Below are 15,925 nucleotides of genomic sequence, written 5' to 3'. Positions count from 1 at the left end.
GATAGTTTCGGTCTGCACTATATTCCTGCTAAATATTACCGATAGATTAGGGTTCAATCATGCTGATGCTTTTCCTCACCGTCGCGCTGGTGCATATCATTGCGCTGATGAGTCCAGGTCCGGACTTTTTCTTTGTTTCTCAGACCGCCGTTAGCCGTTCTCGTAAAGAGGCGATAATGGGCGTGCTGGGGATTACCTGTGGCGTGATGGTCTGGGCGGGCGTCGCGCTGCTTGGCCTGCACCTGATTATCGAGAAAATGGCCTGGCTGCATACCATTATCATGGTCGGTGGCGGCTTATACCTGTGCTGGATGGGCTATCAGATGCTGCGCGGTGCGCTGAAGAAAAGCGATGCGCCGGCGGCGGAGCCGCAGGTCGAGCTGGCCCGCAGCGGGCGCAGCTTCCTCAAAGGGCTGCTGACCAACCTCGCCAACCCTAAAGCGATTATCTATTTTGGTTCTGTCTTCTCACTGTTTGTCGGCGATAGCGTCGGCACGGGCGAGCGCTGGGGGATTTTCCTGCTGATCGTTCTGGAAACGCTGGTCTGGTTTACCATCGTGGCCAGCCTGTTCGCCTTACCGGCCATGCGTCGTGGTTACCAGCGGATGGCAAAATGGATCGACGGCATTGCCGGTACGCTGTTTGCCGGCTTCGGCATCCATCTGATCATTTCGCGCTAAGCGCGGATTTTCCCGGTTTGCTTAAGGCAAACCGGGCCTCTCCCGTCAGGCATGGCGTGCGGAAGCCAACAGCGCGCCTACCAGCATAAACAACGATCCGAAGATTTTGTTCAACGCCTTCATCTGTTTCGGCCCCTTAATCCACGCGGCAATACGCTGCGCCAGCGTCGCGTAGCCAATCATCACGATGATATCCACCACGATAGTGGTGACGCCGAGTACCAGATACTGCATGACCTGCGGTTGATGCGGCACGATAAACTGCGGGAACAGGGCCGCGAGAAAGACAATGCTTTTCGGGTTGGTCAGGTTGACGAAAACCGCGCGCTGGAACAGTTTTCCGCGCGTTTGCGCCTTTGCCAGGGTATTAAGATTGAGCGATCCCGCCGCGCGCCACTGCTGAATCCCCAGCCAGATAAGGTAAGCCGCCCCGGCCCACTTCAGCACTTCAAAGGCCAGCACCGAGCGGGAAAACAGCGTTCCCAGGCCGATACCAACGAGGATGATATGAATCGCCAGCCCGGTTTGTAATCCGGCAATCGAGGCCGCCGCGCCGCGGTAGCCGTGGTTGATCGAGGTCGTCATGGTATTGATGGCCCCGGAACCCGGCGACAGGCTGAGGATAATGGATGTCAGCAGATAGGCGAACCACCACTCGAACGTCATGAGAAACTCCCTGATTGTCTGTTTTTATGCCACAATACGCTATTGCGTAAGCATTGTGTGATACGCGATAAAAAAACGATTTTCAGTGGTTAACAGGGGTGTAAGCCCGATGTTTCGGCAGCAAAAGGATTGGGATACACGAGAAAACGCGTTTGCGGCTTTTACGATGGGGCCGCTCACCGATTTCTGGCATCAGCGGGAAGAGGCGGAATTCAGGGGCGTAGACGATGTCCCGGTCCGTTTTGTTCGCTTTTGCGCCAAAGATAACGACCGGGTCGTGGTCATCTGTCCGGGGCGTATTGAAAGCTACGTTAAATATGCCGAGCTGGCTTACGATCTTTTCCACAGCGGTTTTGACGTGATGATTATCGACCATCGCGGTCAGGGGCGATCCGGGCGAATATTGACCGACAGCCATCGCGGCCACGTAGTGCGCTTTAGCGATTATGTCGACGATCTGGCCGCGCTCTGGCAGCAGGAAGTTGCCCCCGGCCACTGGCGAAAACGGTTTATCCTTGCGCATTCGATGGGGGGCGCCATCGCGACGCTGTTTTTGCAGCGCCACCAACAACATTGCGACGCCATTGCGCTGTGCGCGCCCATGTTTGGGATCGTGATGCGTTTCCCGGACTGGATGGTGCGCCATATTCTCGATTGGGCTGAGGGCCATCAGCGCATTCGTGAAGAGTATGCGCTGGGTACCGGTCGCTGGCGGGCGCTGCCTTTTTCGGTCAACGTGCTGACGCACAGTCGCCAACGCTATCGCCGTAATCTGCGCTTCTATGCCGATGAACCGCAGCTACGCGTCGGCGGGCCAACCTACCACTGGGTGCGCGAGGGGATCCTCGCCGGGGAAGAAGCGCTGGCGGGCGTAGAGAAAGACACCACTCCCACATTGTTATTGCAGGCAGAAGAAGAACGTGTGGTCGATAACCGCATGCACGAACGCTACTGCGCACTCCGTGCCGCGGCAGGTCGGCCCTGCGAAGGTAATAAGCCGCTTGTCATCGAAGGGGCATACCATGAGATCCTTTTTGAAAAGGACGCTATGCGCTCAGTCGCGCTGAATGCCATCGTCGATTTTTTTGGTCGACATAATTAGAGCCTGATGGGCCTGGCTCTTAATCCGGCGAAACGCTCGTCGCTCTGCTTAGAGGTTAAAATTTTTATGTACCAGGTTGTTGCGTCTGACTTAGATGGCACGCTGCTTTCCCCCGATCACTACTTAACTCCCTACGCAAAAGAGACGCTGCAGCTGCTGACCGCGCGCGGGATCGATTTTGTCTTCGCAACCGGCCGTCATTACATTGATGTCGGTCAGATTCGCGATAATCTCGGCATTCAATCCTACATGATCACCTCCAACGGCGCGCGCGTACACGACGGCGAGGGAAAACAGATCTTTGCCCATAACCTTGACCGCGACATCGCAGCCGATCTGTTTGAAATGATGCGCAATGACCCGAAAGTGGTGACCAACGTCTACCGCGAAGACGAGTGGTATATGAACCGTCATCGCCCGGAAGAGATGCGTTTTTTCAAAGAAGCCGTGTTCAACTACAAGCTCTACGAAGCGGGCGAGCTTGATCCGGACGGGATCAGCAAAGTATTTTTCACTTGCGAAGATCATGAGCATCTGCTGCCGCTGGAGCAGGCGATCAACGCCCGCTGGGGCGATCGCGTGAACGTCAGCTTCTCCACGCTGACCTGCCTGGAAGTGATGGCCGGGGGCGTGTCGAAGGGGCATGCGCTGGAAGCGGTTGCTAAAATGCTGGGCTATCGCCTGCAAGACTGCATCGCTTTCGGCGATGGCATGAACGACGCAGAAATGCTGTCGATGGCGGGCAAAGGCTGCATCATGCAGAATGCTCACCAGCGGCTGAAAGACCTGCATCCGGATCTGGAGGTGATCGGCAGCAACGCTGACGATGCGGTGCCGCACTATTTGCGTAAGCTCTATCTCGCCTGATAAAGATTGACGACTGTTTGTTTACCGACCAGTTGTCAACCTGACTCTTCGCTACAATGAGTGCACTTCTTCCTGAGAGACATTCATTGTGGCGCTACTGATTATTACCACTATCCTGTGGGCTTTTTCCTTTAGCCTGATAGGCGAATACCTGGCAGGTAGCGTTGATAGCTACTTTTCCGTGCTCATGCGCGTGGGGCTGGCGGCGCTGGTGTTCCTGCCGTTTCTGCGTACCCGCGGGCAATCGCCGCGTACTATCGTGCTCTACATGCTGGTCGGCGCGATGCAGCTTGGCATCATGTACTTGCTGGCATTCCGCGCCTATGTGTACCTGACGGTTTCTGAATTCCTGCTGTTTACCGTTTTTACGCCGCTTTATATCACGCTGATTTACGATTTGCTGAGCGGACGCAAGCTCCGCTGGGGATATCTGCTGAGCGCGGGACTGGCGGTACTGGGCGCGGCGATTATTCGCTATGACAAAGTGAGCGATCATTTCTGGACCGGGCTGCTGCTGGTTCAGCTGTCGAACCTCAGTTTTGCTATCGGCATGGTGGGCTATAAGCGCCTGATGGAGTTGCGTCCGATGCCGCAGCACAACGCCTTTGCGTGGTTCTATATGGGGGCTTTCCTGGTGGCGGTAGCGGCCTGGTTTATGCTGGGCAATCCGCAGCGGTTGCCAACCACCACCCTACAGTGGGGCGTGCTGGTCTGGCTGGGCGTGGCGGCGTCGGGGCTGGGCTACTTTATGTGGAACTACGGGGCCACGCAGGTGGATGCCGGCACGCTGGGCATCATGAATAACGTGCACGTGCCAGCCGGGCTGCTGGTTAACCTTGCCATCTGGCAGGAGCAGCCCCACTGGCCGAGCTTTATTACAGGGGCTCTGGTGATCCTGGCCTCACTGTGGGTCCATCGCCGTTGGGTCGCTCCGCACTCCGGACAAAGGGCAAATGATCGCAAGCGTGATTCCGCGCTGAGCGAATAAACGCTTCGGTGACCGGCTGACGCTGTTCGCCGTCGCGTACCGCGGCGTACAATCGGCTCCACAGTCCTTCGCCCAGGGTTTTGGTGACCACCAGACCCTGGCGCTCAAAACTTTCCACCACCCAGTGCGGCAGGGCAGCGATGCCCATCCGCGCGGCGACCATCTGGATTAACAGCAGGGTATTATCAACGCTTTTGAGCTGCGGGCTGATACCGGCCGGCTGCAGGAAGTGGCGCCAGATATCCAGGCGACTGCGTTGAACCGGATAAATCAACAGCAGTTCCGACGCCAGATCTTCCGGCGCGATGCGCGTTTTCGCCGCCAGCGGATGCTCCGGCGCCAGCACCAGACGGACTTCATAATCAAACATTGGCGAATAGTGCAGGCCGCTACGCGGCAGGATATCGGACGTCATGACCAGGTCCAGCTCACTTTGCTGCAGGGCGGGCTGCGGGTCAAAGGTGACGCCAGACTGGAAATCCACTTCGACGTGCGGCCAGCGGGCGCGGAAACTCTCCAGCGCCGGAGTCAGCCATTGAATACAGCTATGACACTCGATAGCGATGCGCAGGCGGGTTTGCTGCGGCTCGTGGCAGTCCTGCAACGCACGGCTGATTTGCGGCAGAACCTGGTTTGCCAGTTGCAGCAGGATCTCCCCCTGCGGCGTGAAGCGCAGAGGCTGACTTTTACGTACAAACAAGCGGAAGCCAAGGCGCTGTTCCAGATCGCTGAACTGGTGAGACAAGGCGGACTGGGTTTGATGCAGTGCTGCCGCAGCGCCTGCCAGAGACCCGCTGTTCCGCAACGCCTGTAGCGTTTTCAGGTGTTTAATTTCGATCATGAAAGTCCTTCACTTCGGCATGAATAATTTGCGCTTGAGGAATATACAGTACCTGTCAATTATGGATGTGTAAACATCTGGATGGCTAAATCCTGTGTCTTTCGAATTTATGGTGCGTTGGCTGCGCTTGCTCACCCCGGTCACTTACATGAGTAAGCTCCCGGGAATGATCAAGTTTGCCGCCTTCCCTAAATCCGAAATCCTTCGGATTAAAAAATTATGAGGTCTTAAAAATGACAATTATTAATCACACCCTCGGTTTCCCCCGCGTTGGCCTGCGTCGGGAGTTGAAAAAAGCGCAAGAGAGCTACTGGGCGGGTAACTCGACCCGCGAAGAACTGCTGGCGGTGGGCCGCGAGCTGCGCGCCCGCCACTGGGGGCAGCAGCAGCAAGCGGGCGTTGACCTGCTGCCGGTGGGCGATTTCGCCTGGTACGACCATGTTCTGACCACCAGCCTGCTACTGGGTAACGTGCCGGCTCGTCATCAGAACAAAGATGGCTCGGTTGATATCGATACCCTGTTCCGCATTGGCCGCGGCCGTGCGCCGACCGGCGAACCGGCGGCAGCGGCAGAAATGACCAAATGGTTTAACACCAACTACCACTACATGGTGCCAGAGTTCACCAAAGGCCAGCAGTTTAAGCTGACCTGGACCCAGCTGCTGGATGAAGTGGACGAAGCGCTGGCGCTGGGTCATAAGATTAAACCCGTCCTGCTGGGACCGGTGACTTATCTGTGGCTCGGCAAAGTAAAAGGAGAACAGTTTGACCGCCTGAGTCTGCTGAACGACATTCTGCCGGTTTATCTGCAGGTGCTGGCAGAGCTGGCAAAACGCGGTATCGAGTGGGTGCAGATTGACGAGCCGGCTCTGGTGCTGGAGCTGCCGCAGGCGTGGCTGGATGCGTTTAAACCAGCGTATGACGCGCTCGCAGGTCAGGTTAAGCTGCTGCTGACCACCTACTTTGAAGGCATCACCGCTAACCTCGACACCATCACCGCGCTGCCGGTACAGGGCCTGCATGTTGACCTGGTTCACGGTAAAGATAATGTGGCCGATCTGCACCAGCGTCTGCCAGCCGACTGGCTGCTCTCTGCGGGCCTGATCAATGGCCGCAACGTCTGGCGCGCCGACCTGACGGAGAAGTATGCGCAAATTAAAGATATCGTCGGTAAGCGCGAATTGTGGGTTGCCTCTTCCTGTTCTCTGCTGCATAGCCCGATCGATCTGAGCGTGGAAACCCGCCTCGATGCGGAAGTGAAAAGCTGGTTCGCCTTCGCCCTGCAAAAATGTGCCGAGCTGGCCCTGCTGCGCGATGCGCTAAACAGCGGCGATACGGCGAAACTGGTGGAATGGAGCGCGCCGATTCAGGCTCGCCGCCACTCAACCCGCGTGCATAATGCCGCAGTGGAAAAACGCCTGGCGGCGATTACCGCACAGGACAGCCAGCGTAACAGCCCTTATGCAGAACGCGCCCAGGCGCAGCGCGCGCGCTTTAATCTGCCAGCGTGGCCGACCACGACCATCGGCTCTTTCCCACAAACTACCGAGATCCGCGGCCTGCGCCTGGACTTCAAAAAAGGCAACCTGGATGCGAACAACTACCGCACCGGTATCGCTGAACACATCAGGCAGGCGATTGTAGAGCAGGAACGTTTAGGGTTGGATGTTCTGGTTCACGGCGAAGCCGAGCGTAATGACATGGTGGAGTACTTCGGTGAACACCTCGACGGGTTCATCTTCACGCAAAATGGCTGGGTACAGAGCTACGGTTCCCGCTGCGTGAAGCCGCCGGTGGTTATCGGCGATGTCAGCCGCCCGGAAGCGATCACCGTTGAGTGGGCGAAGTTTGCCCAGTCGCTGACCGACAAACCGGTGAAAGGCATGCTGACCGGTCCGGTGACCATCCTGTGCTGGTCCTTCCCGCGTGAAGATGTCAGCCGCGAAACTATCGCTAAGCAGATTGCGCTGGCGCTGCGTGATGAAGTAGCGGATCTGGAGGCCGCCGGTATCGGTATCATCCAGATCGATGAACCGGCGCTGCGTGAAGGCCTGCCGCTCAAGCGTAGCGACTGGGATGCTTACCTGCGGTGGGGCGTGGAAGCCTTCCGGATCAATGCCGCGGTGGCGCGGGATGATACCCAGATCCACACCCATATGTGTTACTGCGAGTTCAACGACATCATGGATTCGATTGCCGCGCTGGATGCGGACGTGATTACCATCGAAACCTCGCGTTCTGACATGGAGCTGCTGGAGTCGTTTGAAGAGTTCGAATACCCGAATGAAATCGGGCCGGGCGTGTATGACATCCATTCACCGAACGTCCCGAGCGTGGAGTGGATTGAAGCGCTGCTGGCGAAAGCGGCGCAGCGTATCCCGGCGGAACGTCTGTGGGTTAACCCGGACTGCGGCCTGAAAACCCGCGGCTGGCCGGAAACCCGCGCCGCACTGGCCAATATGGTGAAAGCCGCGCAGAACCTGCGCCAGGCATAATTCTGTCACCCCCGTCCCGGAGGAGGCTCAGGCCTCCTCTTCTTTTGTCTTTTTTGTTCCGTACCGGCAAATGCACCGTTCAACCTGCGGAGTTTCCCTGTCTGGGCTACGCTTAGCTGCACTGAGCAAGCACTGATATTCCCGGGGGAGAATGATGACCAGGCTCGACGATCCGCAGCGGTCTTTATGTTTTGCTATTAATCTGGGGAACCCGGTTCTCGCCACGCTATTGCCGGATAACACCCCTGGCGGCATCACCGCCGAGTTAGCCAAAAAACTGGCCGCTGAATGCGGTTGCGAGGCGCGGTTTGTGACCTGGCCGACGGCCGGAAAAGTGGTTGAGGCGGCCCCACTGGATCAGTGGGATATTGCTTTCCTGGCAATTGATCCCGCGCGTGAAGACCAGCTGTGCTTCACCCCGCCCTATGTCACGATTGAAAGTTCATTGCTGGTCAGAAACGACAGCGATATCCACTCCGTACAAGAGATGGATCGCCCGGGCGTGACGATTAACGTCGGGAAAGGGGCGGCCTATGAACTGTATCTGATTCGAACGTTACGCCAGGCGACGATGCAGCAATACGCGACCTCCCAGGAGGCAATCCGCGCGTTTATCGCCGGGGAAGGGGATATGGTTGCCGGGATCCGTCAACCGCTTGCCAGCGTGGCGCGGGAATATCCGCAGTTTCACCTGTTGCCTGATAGCTTCAGCCAGATACAGCAAGCGATTTGCGTTCCCCGGAACAGGCTACAGCACTATGAATTTGTCTGTGGTTGCCTGGCGGCATGGATGAATGACGGAACGATCGCCGATATGATTAACCGCCATATCGGCAACCGTTAGCGGCTTACGCGCGCTTCCCGCCATACTGGGCAAACCACGCCAGCATGCGCTGCCAGCCGTCTTTGGCCGACTCTTCATGATAGCTGGCGCGATAATCGGCGTTAAAGGCGTGATCGGCTTGTGGGTAGACGATGATCTCCGCTTTGGCGTTGGCCGCGCGAAGCGCCTGGCGCATGGTTTCCACCGTATCCTGCGGAATGCTGGCGTCTTTGCCACCGTACAACCCCAGCACCGGCGCGTTGAGATCAACGGCGATATCCAGCGGATATTTCGCTGAGTTCAGGGTTTTCTGCCCGACCAGCTTCCCGTACCAGGCGACAGCGGCTTTCAGCTGCGGGTTGTGGGCGGCATAAAGCCAGGTAATGCGTCCACCCCAGCAGAAGCCGGTGATCAGCAGACGATGAGCATCGCCTCCGTGGCGTGCGGCCCAGCTGGCGACATGGTCGAGGTCGGCCAGCACCTGCGCATCCGGCACTTTGCTGACCAGTTCCTGGAACAGGGTGGGGATATCGGTATAGTCATTCGGATCGCCCTGGCGGAAGTAGAGCTCTGGTGCGATAGCCAGATACCCCTCCTGCGCCAGGCGGCGGCAAATGTCGCGGATATGTTCATGGACGCCGAAAATTTCCTGAACAACGATAACGACCGGGAGCAGGCCATCGGCATTCTTCGGACGAGCATGATACGCCGGCATGTGCTCTCCCTGGGTGGGGATCGACGTTTCGCCTGTGGTGATGCTCTCCTCCGAGGTATGAACGGCGGTAGAAGCGTGTGGTGTGGCTGCAGGCGCAAAGCCAGGTTGCTTGGTTGTGGTCATGGTATTCTCCGTACCCTTATTTATTAGCGCATCGATAACTATAGACGCTATCGACCGGACGTTAACAAAGCACAGTGCCTGAAACAGGCTATCTTTTGTTCAGACCCGCTGAATATAACTTGTTAATGTGACGACTATCACTTTTTGATGGAAAATCATTGCAATGATTTTTGTTCATGGTGATTTTTGTCACAAAATTAAGCAAATAGCTTCTGTACAGTACCGTTTTGCTTCTGCTGATAATTCGACCCACAGAGGAGTTTTTTATGTCTAAGTCTGATGTTTTTCATCTCGGCCTCACCAAAAACGATTTACAAGGGGCTACGCTGGCTATCGTCCCTGGCGATCCGGAGCGTGTGGAAAAGATCGCCGCGCTGATGGATAAGCCGGTCAAACTGGCATCTCATCGCGAATTTACTTCCTGGCGTGCTGAACTGGATGGCAAGTCGGTCATTGTCTGCTCTACCGGTATCGGCGGCCCGTCAACGTCCATTGCCGTTGAAGAACTGGCGCAACTGGGGATTCGGACCTTCCTGCGTATCGGCACCACCGGTGCTATCCAGCCACACATTAACGTTGGCGACGTGCTGGTCACCACCGCATCCGTACGTCTCGACGGCGCGAGTCTGCACTTTGCGCCGATGGAATACCCGGCGGTGGCTGACTTTGCCTGCACCACTGCGCTGGTGGAAGCGGCAAAATCGATCGGGGCGACCACCCATATCGGCGTGACCGCATCGTCTGACACCTTCTACCCAGGCCAGGAGCGCTACGACACCTTCTCCGGTCGCGTGGTCAGCCGTTTTAAAGGTTCTATGGAAGAGTGGCAGTCCATGGGAGTCATGAACTACGAGATGGAGTCAGCGACCCTGCTGACCATGTGCGCCAGCCAGGGGCTGCGTGCCGGGATGGTCGCCGGAGTTATCGTCAACCGTACCCAGCAGGAAATTCCGAACGCGGAAACCATGAAGCAAACCGAAAGCCACGCGGTAAAAATCGTCGTGGAAGCGGCTCGCCGCCTGCTGTAATTCCTCGCTTCTCACCCCAGGGCCGGATCTTCCGGCCTTTGTTTTTTGCGCGGCGCCTCGCAGGAAATCGCTTTTAAACTGGACGTTTATACAGCACAATTCTATTTTTGTGTCGTAAGCTGTTGCCGCAGGGGGCGTTGTGGATATCTCGATTGTGATAAGTGCCGTTGTGGCGCTGGCCGTAGGGCTGGTCGCAGGATGGCTGGCGACTAAAGCCAAAGCTGACCAGGTGCGCGCCGATCTTATCGAGGAGCGTCGCGAACTGGATATCGAACTCAGCGCCGCGCGCCAGCAGCTGGTGCAGGAGGCCCACTGGCGCGATGAATGCGAGCTGCTGAATAACGAACTGCGCAGCCTGCGCGACATCAATAGCTCTCTGGAGGCCGATCTCCGCGAAGTCACCACCCGCCTTGAATCTACCCGGATACACGCCGAGGATAAAATTCGTCAGATGGCGAACAGCGAACAGCGTCTGAGCGAACAGTTTGAAAACCTCGCAAACCGCATTTTCGAACACAGCAACCGGCGCGTTGAGGAGCAGAACCGGCAGAGTTTGCATGGCCTGCTGACGCCGCTGCGTGAACAACTGGACGGTTTCCGCCGCCAGGTGCAGGACAGTTTTGGCCAGGAGGCGCGTGAGCGGCATACCCTGGCTCATGAGATCCGCAATCTGCAGCAGCTGAACGCGCAGATGGCGCAGGAGGCGTTGAACCTGACCCGGGCGTTGAAAGGGGATAACAAAACGCAGGGTAACTGGGGCGAAGTGGTGTTAACCCGCGTGCTGGAAGCTTCCGGGTTACGCGAAGGATATGAATACCAGACCCAGGTCAGTATCGAAACGGAAAGTCGTTCGCGCATGCAGCCCGATGTGATCGTCCGCCTGCCGCAGGGGAAGGACGTGGTCATTGATGCCAAAATGACGCTGGTTGCCTACGAACGCTATTTTAATGCCGAAGACGACTATACCCGCGAGGCGGCGCTGCAGGAGCATATCGCCTCGGTACGTAACCATATTCGCCTGCTCGGGCGTAAAGATTATCAGCAGCTGCCGGGCCTGCGTTCGCTCGACTATGTGCTGATGTTTATTCCCGTGGAGCCGGCTTTCCTGCTGGCTATCGACCGTCAGCCTGAGCTTATCAGCGAAGCGCTGAAGAACAACATTATGCTGGTCAGCCCGACGACGCTGCTGGTGGCGCTGCGCACGATTGCCAATCTCTGGCGCTATGAACATCAAAGTCGCAATGCGCAGAAAATCGCTGAGCGCGCAGGTCGGCTGTACGACAAAATGCGATTGTTCGTTGATGATATGTCCGCCATCGGGCAGAGCCTGGATAAAGCCCAGGATAACTATCGTCAGGCGATGAAAAAGCTGGCTTCCGGGCGCGGGAATCTGCTGGTACAGGCAGAAGCGTTCCGCGGTCTTGGCGTTGAAGTGAAGCGCGGGATTAATCCTGATTTAGTCGATCGGGCAACGGCTCATGACGATGAGTATCGTTCTGAAGAAGACCAAAAAGCGCTTGAAGATAACGAATTTACCGCCGATCCGGCCGATGAGGTGATGCCCGGCGAGCCCGCTACGCCGCGTTGAAGCGTATGGGAAATGCGCTGAATCTGTTACACTCGGTGAACATTTTCTTGATAAGCAGGCATTAAGATGGTTGAGGATTCACAAGAAACGACGCACTTTGGTTTTCAGACGGTAGCCAAAGAGCAGAAGGCGGACATGGTGGCGCATGTATTCCATTCTGTGGCCGCAAAATATGATGTTATGAATGATCTGATGTCGTTCGGGATTCATCGTTTGTGGAAGCGTTTCACCATCGATTGCAGCGGCGTGCGCCGTGGACAGACCGTTCTGGATCTGGCCGGCGGCACCGGCGACCTGACGGCGAAGTTCTCTCGCCTGGTGGGTGAAACGGGTCGCGTCATGCTGGCGGATATCAACGACTCCATGCTGAAAATGGGGCGCGAAAAGCTGCGCAACATCGGTATCGTCGGCAATGTTGAATACATCCAGGCTAACGCGGAAGCGCTGCCGTTTGCCGACAACACTTTTGACTGCATCACGATTTCGTTTGGTCTGCGTAACGTCACCGATAAAGACAAAGCGCTGCGTTCAATGTATCGCGTCCTGAAGCCGGGCGGTCGTCTGCTGGTGCTGGAGTTCTCGAAACCGATTATTGAGCCACTCAGCAAAGCCTATGACGCCTACTCTTTCCACGTGCTGCCGCGCGTAGGGGAACTGGTTGCCAAAGACGGTGAAAGCTATCGCTACCTGGCGGAGTCTATTCGCATGCACCCGAATCAGGAGACCCTGAAGGCCATGATGCAGGACGCCGGTTTTGAAAGCGTCGACTACTACAACCTGACGGCTGGTATCGTTGCGTTGCACCGCGGTTATAAGTTCTGACAGGGGGGATCGCATGCCTTTCAAACCACTGGTTACCGCTGGCATTGAAACCGCTCTCAACACCTTTCTCTGGCGCGACAAAGCGTTAAAACCTGCTCGCCAGCGTCTGCTGGGGAAGGTGCTGCGTGTTGAGCTGAAGGAGCTATCGACGCCGGTTGTGCTGGTCTTCGGCGAGCGTCAGGTGGATGTGCTGGGGGACTGGGAAGGCGATGCCGACTGTACCGTCATTACCCGCCTCAGCGTGCTGCCCCAACTGCGCAACCGTCAACAGCTCACCGCGCTTATTCGCAGCGGTGACCTGGAAGTGCAGGGCGATCTGCAGGTGGTGCAGAACACGGTGGCGCTATGTGACCTGGCGGAATTCGATCCGGCTGAACTGCTGGCGCCTTACACCGGCGATATCGTTGCGGAAGGGATCAGCAAGGTCTTTCGTTCCGGAGCGCGCTTTCTGCGGCACGGCGCCCGGCGTCAGCAGCGCTATGTCGCTGAGGCGCTGACCGAAGAGTGGCGTATGGCGCCAGGGCCGCTGGAAATGGCCTGGTTTGGCGAAGAAACCGCGGCTGTAGAACGCGCGCTTTCCGCACTGGAAAAACGGCTGGAAACGCTGGAGGGCAAATGACGCCAGGAGAATTACGGCGCCTGTATCTTATTATCCGCACCTTTTTGAGCTATGGGCTTGATGAGCTCATTCCCAAAATGCGTATCACGTTGCCGCTGCGTATCGGGCGGCGAATGCTGTTCTGGATGCCGAATCGTCATAAAAACCAACCCCTCGGTGAACGTCTGCGTCTTGCGCTGCAGGAGCTGGGGCCGGTGTGGATCAAGTTCGGCCAGATGCTCTCCACCCGCCGCGATCTGTTCCCGCCGCAAATTGCCGATCAGCTCGCGCTACTGCAGGATCGCGTGGCTCCCTTCGATGGTCGGCTGGCGAAACAGCAGATCGAACAGGCGATGGGCGGCCTCCCCGTAGAGGCCTGGTTTGACGATTTCTCGATTGAACCGCTGGCATCGGCTTCTATCGCGCAGGTCCATACCGCACGGCTGAAAGAGAACGGCAAAGAGGTCGTTATCAAGGTGATCCGCCCGGACATTGTGCCGGTGATTAAAGCGGACATGAAACTTATCTATCGTCTTGCGCGCTGGGTGCCGCGTTTACTGCCCGACGGTCGCCGCCTGCGCCCGCAGGAAGTGGTTCGCGAATACGAAAAAACGCTGCTGGACGAACTCAATCTGTTACGCGAATCGGCTAACGCCATTCAGCTGCGGCGTAACTTTGAAGACAGCCCGATGCTGTATGTACCGGAGGTCTACTCCGATTACTGTAGCGAAAACATGATGGTCATGGAGCGGATTTACGGGATCCCGGTTTCCGACGTGGAGGCGCTGGAGGCGCAGGGCACGAACATGAAGCTGCTGGCGGAACGCGGCGTGCAGGTCTTTTTCACCCAGGTGTTCCGCGACAGCTTCTTCCACGCGGATATGCATCCGGGCAATATTTTTGTCAGCTACAACCATCCGGAGAACCCCCAGTACATCGGGATTGACTGCGGCATCGTGGGGTCGCTGAACAAAGAGGATAAGCGCTACCTGGCGGAAAACTTCATCGCCTTCTTCAACCGCGACTATCGTAAAGTCGCCGAGCTGCACGTGGATTCCGGCTGGGTTCCTGCGGATACCAATGTTGAAGAGTTCGAGTTTGCTATTCGCACCGTTTGCGAACCGATCTTCGAGAAGCCGCTGGCTGAGATCTCGTTTGGCCATGTGCTGTTGAACCTGTTCAACACCGCCCGGCGCTTTAATATGGAAGTGCAGCCGCAGCTGGTGTTGCTGCAGAAGACATTACTTTACGTAGAAGGGGTAGGCCGCCAGCTCTATCCTCAGTTAGACTTGTGGAAAACGGCGAAACCTTTCCTTGAGTCGTGGATTAAAGATCAGGTCGGCATTCCGGCGCTGGTGCGTGCGTTTAAAGAAAAAGCGCCGTTCTGGATCGAAAGAATGCCCGAAATACCTGAACTGGTGTACCAGACTTTGCAGCAGAGCAAGCAGCTGCAGACCAGCGTGGATAGCATTGCGCGCGACTTCCAGGTGCGACATGTTCGCCAGGGGCAGTCCCGTTATCTGTTTGGTATAGGTGCGGTTCTGTTACTGAGTGGTACGCTGTTATTTATCCACCGCCCGGAATGGGGCATGATGCCAGGCTGGCTGATGGCCGCTGGCGCGGTGTCCTGGCTGATTGGCTGGCGGAAAACGCACTGATGGCAAGCGCCTTGATCGCAGCGCATTCGTTTTTGCGCGAAATCATGCGAGCGGCCTGACAGAGAGGCGGCCCGCGGGATGACGTGTATAATGCGTCCTAATAATTCATCATCTGTCATAGAGGAACGTGTATGGGTGGTATCAGTATTTGGCAGTTATTAATTGTCGTCGTCATTGTGGTTCTGCTTTTCGGGACGAAAAAGCTGAGCTCGCTGGGATCAGATTTGGGGGCATCGATCAAAGGCTTTAAAAAAGCCATGAGCGATGATGAAAAACCTGAAAATTCTGCTCCGGATGCAGATTTCACGGCGAAATCGATCGCCGATAAGCCGGATGATGCGAAAAAAGACGAGACAAAACGCCACGACAAAGAGCAGGTGTAATTCGTGTTCGATATCGGTTTTAGTGAACTACTGCTGGTGTTCGTCATTGGCCTCATTGTCCTGGGGCCACAGCGACTGCCTGTAGCGGTAAAAACGGTGGCCAGCTGGATTCGCACGTTACGATCGCTGGCGGCTACCGTACAAAATGAGATCACTCAGGAACTAAAACTGCAGGAGTTCCAGGAAAGCCTGAAGAAAGTGGAAAAGGCGAGCCTGGAGAACCTGACGCCGGAGCTGAAAGCGTCAATGGATGAGCTGCGTGAAGCCGCTGAATCGATGAAACGCTCTTATACCGCCCATGATCCTGAGAAAGCGAGCGACGAAGCAAACACGATTCATAACCCGGTAGTGAAGGGTAGTGAAGCGCAGCGCCAGAATATTACGCCGGCGACGGCTGAACATCAGGCCAGTGCGCCTGTGCATGCGCCGGAAGAGAGTGTTGCTGAAGCCTCCCCCGCTACGCAGCCGGAGCCTCTCCCGGCCGCCAAAGAAAAAGTGGCCGTCACCGCTTCCGATTCCTCCCCTGCATCGAGTGATAAACCGTAAAA

16 protein-coding genes are annotated in these 15,925 nt (G+C 56.7%); 13 read left to right on the top strand and 3 right to left on the bottom strand.

Translation table 11 applies throughout. From position 1 onward, the window contains the following. Window positions 1-59 precede the first annotated feature (59 nt). Window positions 60-680 (top strand): threonine export protein RhtC, encoded by a 621-nt coding sequence (gene rhtC, locus Electrica_RS24215; RefSeq protein ID WP_141965670.1) that lies wholly within the window; start codon window positions 60-62, stop codon window positions 678-680. A gap of 45 nt (window positions 681-725) precedes the next feature. On the opposite strand, the gene rhtB is transcribed toward rhtC, so the two are convergent. Further along, the gene (rhtB, locus tag Electrica_RS24210) at window positions 726-1,346 is read right to left on the bottom strand and encodes a homoserine/homoserine lactone efflux protein (protein WP_100685965.1); all 621 of its coding nucleotides are present in this window, start codon (window positions 1,344-1,346) and stop codon (window positions 726-728) included. 109 nt (window positions 1,347-1,455) lie between these two features. On the opposite strand from rhtB, the gene pldB reads away from it, so the two are divergent. The 3 genes from pldB (at window position 1,456) to Electrica_RS24195 (ending at window position 4,303) form a co-directional block, all read left to right on the top strand. Further along, window positions 1,456-2,448 carry a lysophospholipase L2 gene (gene pldB, locus Electrica_RS24205; RefSeq protein ID WP_131050038.1) on the top strand — a complete coding sequence of 331 codons (993 nt, stop codon included), beginning with the start codon at window positions 1,456-1,458 and terminating at the stop codon, window positions 2,446-2,448. 66 nt (window positions 2,449-2,514) lie between these two features. Beyond that, window positions 2,515-3,315: a sugar/pyridoxal phosphate phosphatase YigL gene (gene yigL / locus Electrica_RS24200; RefSeq protein WP_100685967.1), complete on the top strand. Its 801-nt coding sequence runs from the start codon at window positions 2,515-2,517 to the stop codon at window positions 3,313-3,315. Window positions 3,316-3,403: 88 nt separating this feature from the next. Further along, window positions 3,404-4,303, top strand: a complete 900-nt coding sequence (locus Electrica_RS24195; protein WP_100685968.1) for a carboxylate/amino acid/amine transporter — start codon at window positions 3,404-3,406, stop codon at window positions 4,301-4,303. Here the strand turns inward: Electrica_RS24195 and metR are convergent. Then, entirely contained in the window at window positions 4,191-5,144 is a 954-nt protein-coding gene (metR, locus tag Electrica_RS24190; protein WP_141965668.1) for an HTH-type transcriptional regulator MetR, read from the bottom strand. The two genes, Electrica_RS24195 and metR, sit on opposite strands and share 113 nt — an antisense overlap. A 233-nt stretch (window positions 5,145-5,377) precedes the next feature. Between metR and metE the strand changes: the two genes are divergently transcribed. Together metE and Electrica_RS24180 are read left to right on the top strand one after the other, a co-directional pair. Beyond that, window positions 5,378-7,639 carry a 5-methyltetrahydropteroyltriglutamate--homocysteine S-methyltransferase gene (metE, locus tag Electrica_RS24185; RefSeq protein WP_141965666.1) on the top strand — a complete coding sequence of 754 codons (2,262 nt, stop codon included), beginning with the start codon at window positions 5,378-5,380 and terminating at the stop codon, window positions 7,637-7,639. A 154-nt stretch (window positions 7,640-7,793) separates the two neighbouring features. Continuing rightward, the gene (locus Electrica_RS24180; RefSeq protein ID WP_131050044.1) at window positions 7,794-8,483 is read left to right on the top strand and encodes a transporter substrate-binding domain-containing protein; all 690 of its coding nucleotides are present in this window, start codon (window positions 7,794-7,796) and stop codon (window positions 8,481-8,483) included. A gap of 4 nt (window positions 8,484-8,487) precedes the next feature. Here Electrica_RS24180 and Electrica_RS24175 read toward each other — a convergent pair whose 3' ends face one another. Next, window positions 8,488-9,300 carry a dienelactone hydrolase family protein gene (locus Electrica_RS24175; RefSeq protein ID WP_100685972.1) on the bottom strand — a complete coding sequence of 271 codons (813 nt, stop codon included), beginning with the start codon at window positions 9,298-9,300 and terminating at the stop codon, window positions 8,488-8,490. Window positions 9,301-9,566: 266 nt separating this feature from the next. Here Electrica_RS24175 and udp point away from each other — a divergent pair, with 266 nt between their 5' ends. The 7 genes from udp (at window position 9,567) to tatB (ending at window position 15,923) form a co-directional block, all read left to right on the top strand. Beyond that, entirely contained in the window at window positions 9,567-10,328 is a 762-nt protein-coding gene (udp, locus tag Electrica_RS24170; protein WP_004869655.1) for a uridine phosphorylase, read from the top strand. 139 nt (window positions 10,329-10,467) lie between these two features. Further along, the gene (gene rmuC / locus Electrica_RS24165) at window positions 10,468-11,916 is read left to right on the top strand and encodes a DNA recombination protein RmuC (RefSeq protein WP_131050045.1); all 1,449 of its coding nucleotides are present in this window, start codon (window positions 10,468-10,470) and stop codon (window positions 11,914-11,916) included. A 66-nt stretch (window positions 11,917-11,982) separates the two neighbouring features. Then, window positions 11,983-12,738 carry a bifunctional demethylmenaquinone methyltransferase/2-methoxy-6-polyprenyl-1,4-benzoquinol methylase UbiE gene (ubiE, locus tag Electrica_RS24160; RefSeq protein ID WP_100685974.1) on the top strand — a complete coding sequence of 252 codons (756 nt, stop codon included), beginning with the start codon at window positions 11,983-11,985 and terminating at the stop codon, window positions 12,736-12,738. 13 nt (window positions 12,739-12,751) lie between these two features. Beyond that, the gene (gene ubiJ / locus Electrica_RS24155; RefSeq protein ID WP_141965664.1) at window positions 12,752-13,357 is read left to right on the top strand and encodes a ubiquinone biosynthesis protein UbiJ; all 606 of its coding nucleotides are present in this window, start codon (window positions 12,752-12,754) and stop codon (window positions 13,355-13,357) included. After that, the gene (gene ubiB / locus Electrica_RS24150) at window positions 13,354-14,994 is read left to right on the top strand and encodes a ubiquinone biosynthesis regulatory protein kinase UbiB (RefSeq protein WP_100685976.1); all 1,641 of its coding nucleotides are present in this window, start codon (window positions 13,354-13,356) and stop codon (window positions 14,992-14,994) included. Before ubiJ ends, ubiB begins: the two co-directional genes overlap by 4 nt. A 131-nt stretch (window positions 14,995-15,125) precedes the next feature. Further along, complete coding sequence (tatA, locus tag Electrica_RS24145) at window positions 15,126-15,377, top strand: Sec-independent protein translocase subunit TatA (RefSeq protein WP_100685977.1); 252 nt, start codon at window positions 15,126-15,128, stop codon at window positions 15,375-15,377. A gap of 3 nt (window positions 15,378-15,380) precedes the next feature. Further along, entirely contained in the window at window positions 15,381-15,923 is a 543-nt protein-coding gene (gene tatB / locus Electrica_RS24140; protein ID WP_131050047.1) for a Sec-independent protein translocase protein TatB, read from the top strand. Window positions 15,924-15,925: the final 2 nt, after the last annotated feature.

The sequence above is a fragment of the Klebsiella electrica genome, from assembly GCF_006711645.1.
GTDB classification, from domain to species: domain Bacteria; phylum Pseudomonadota; class Gammaproteobacteria; order Enterobacterales; family Enterobacteriaceae; genus Klebsiella; species Klebsiella electrica.
This window is presented reverse-complemented; position numbering and strand designations above follow the sequence as displayed.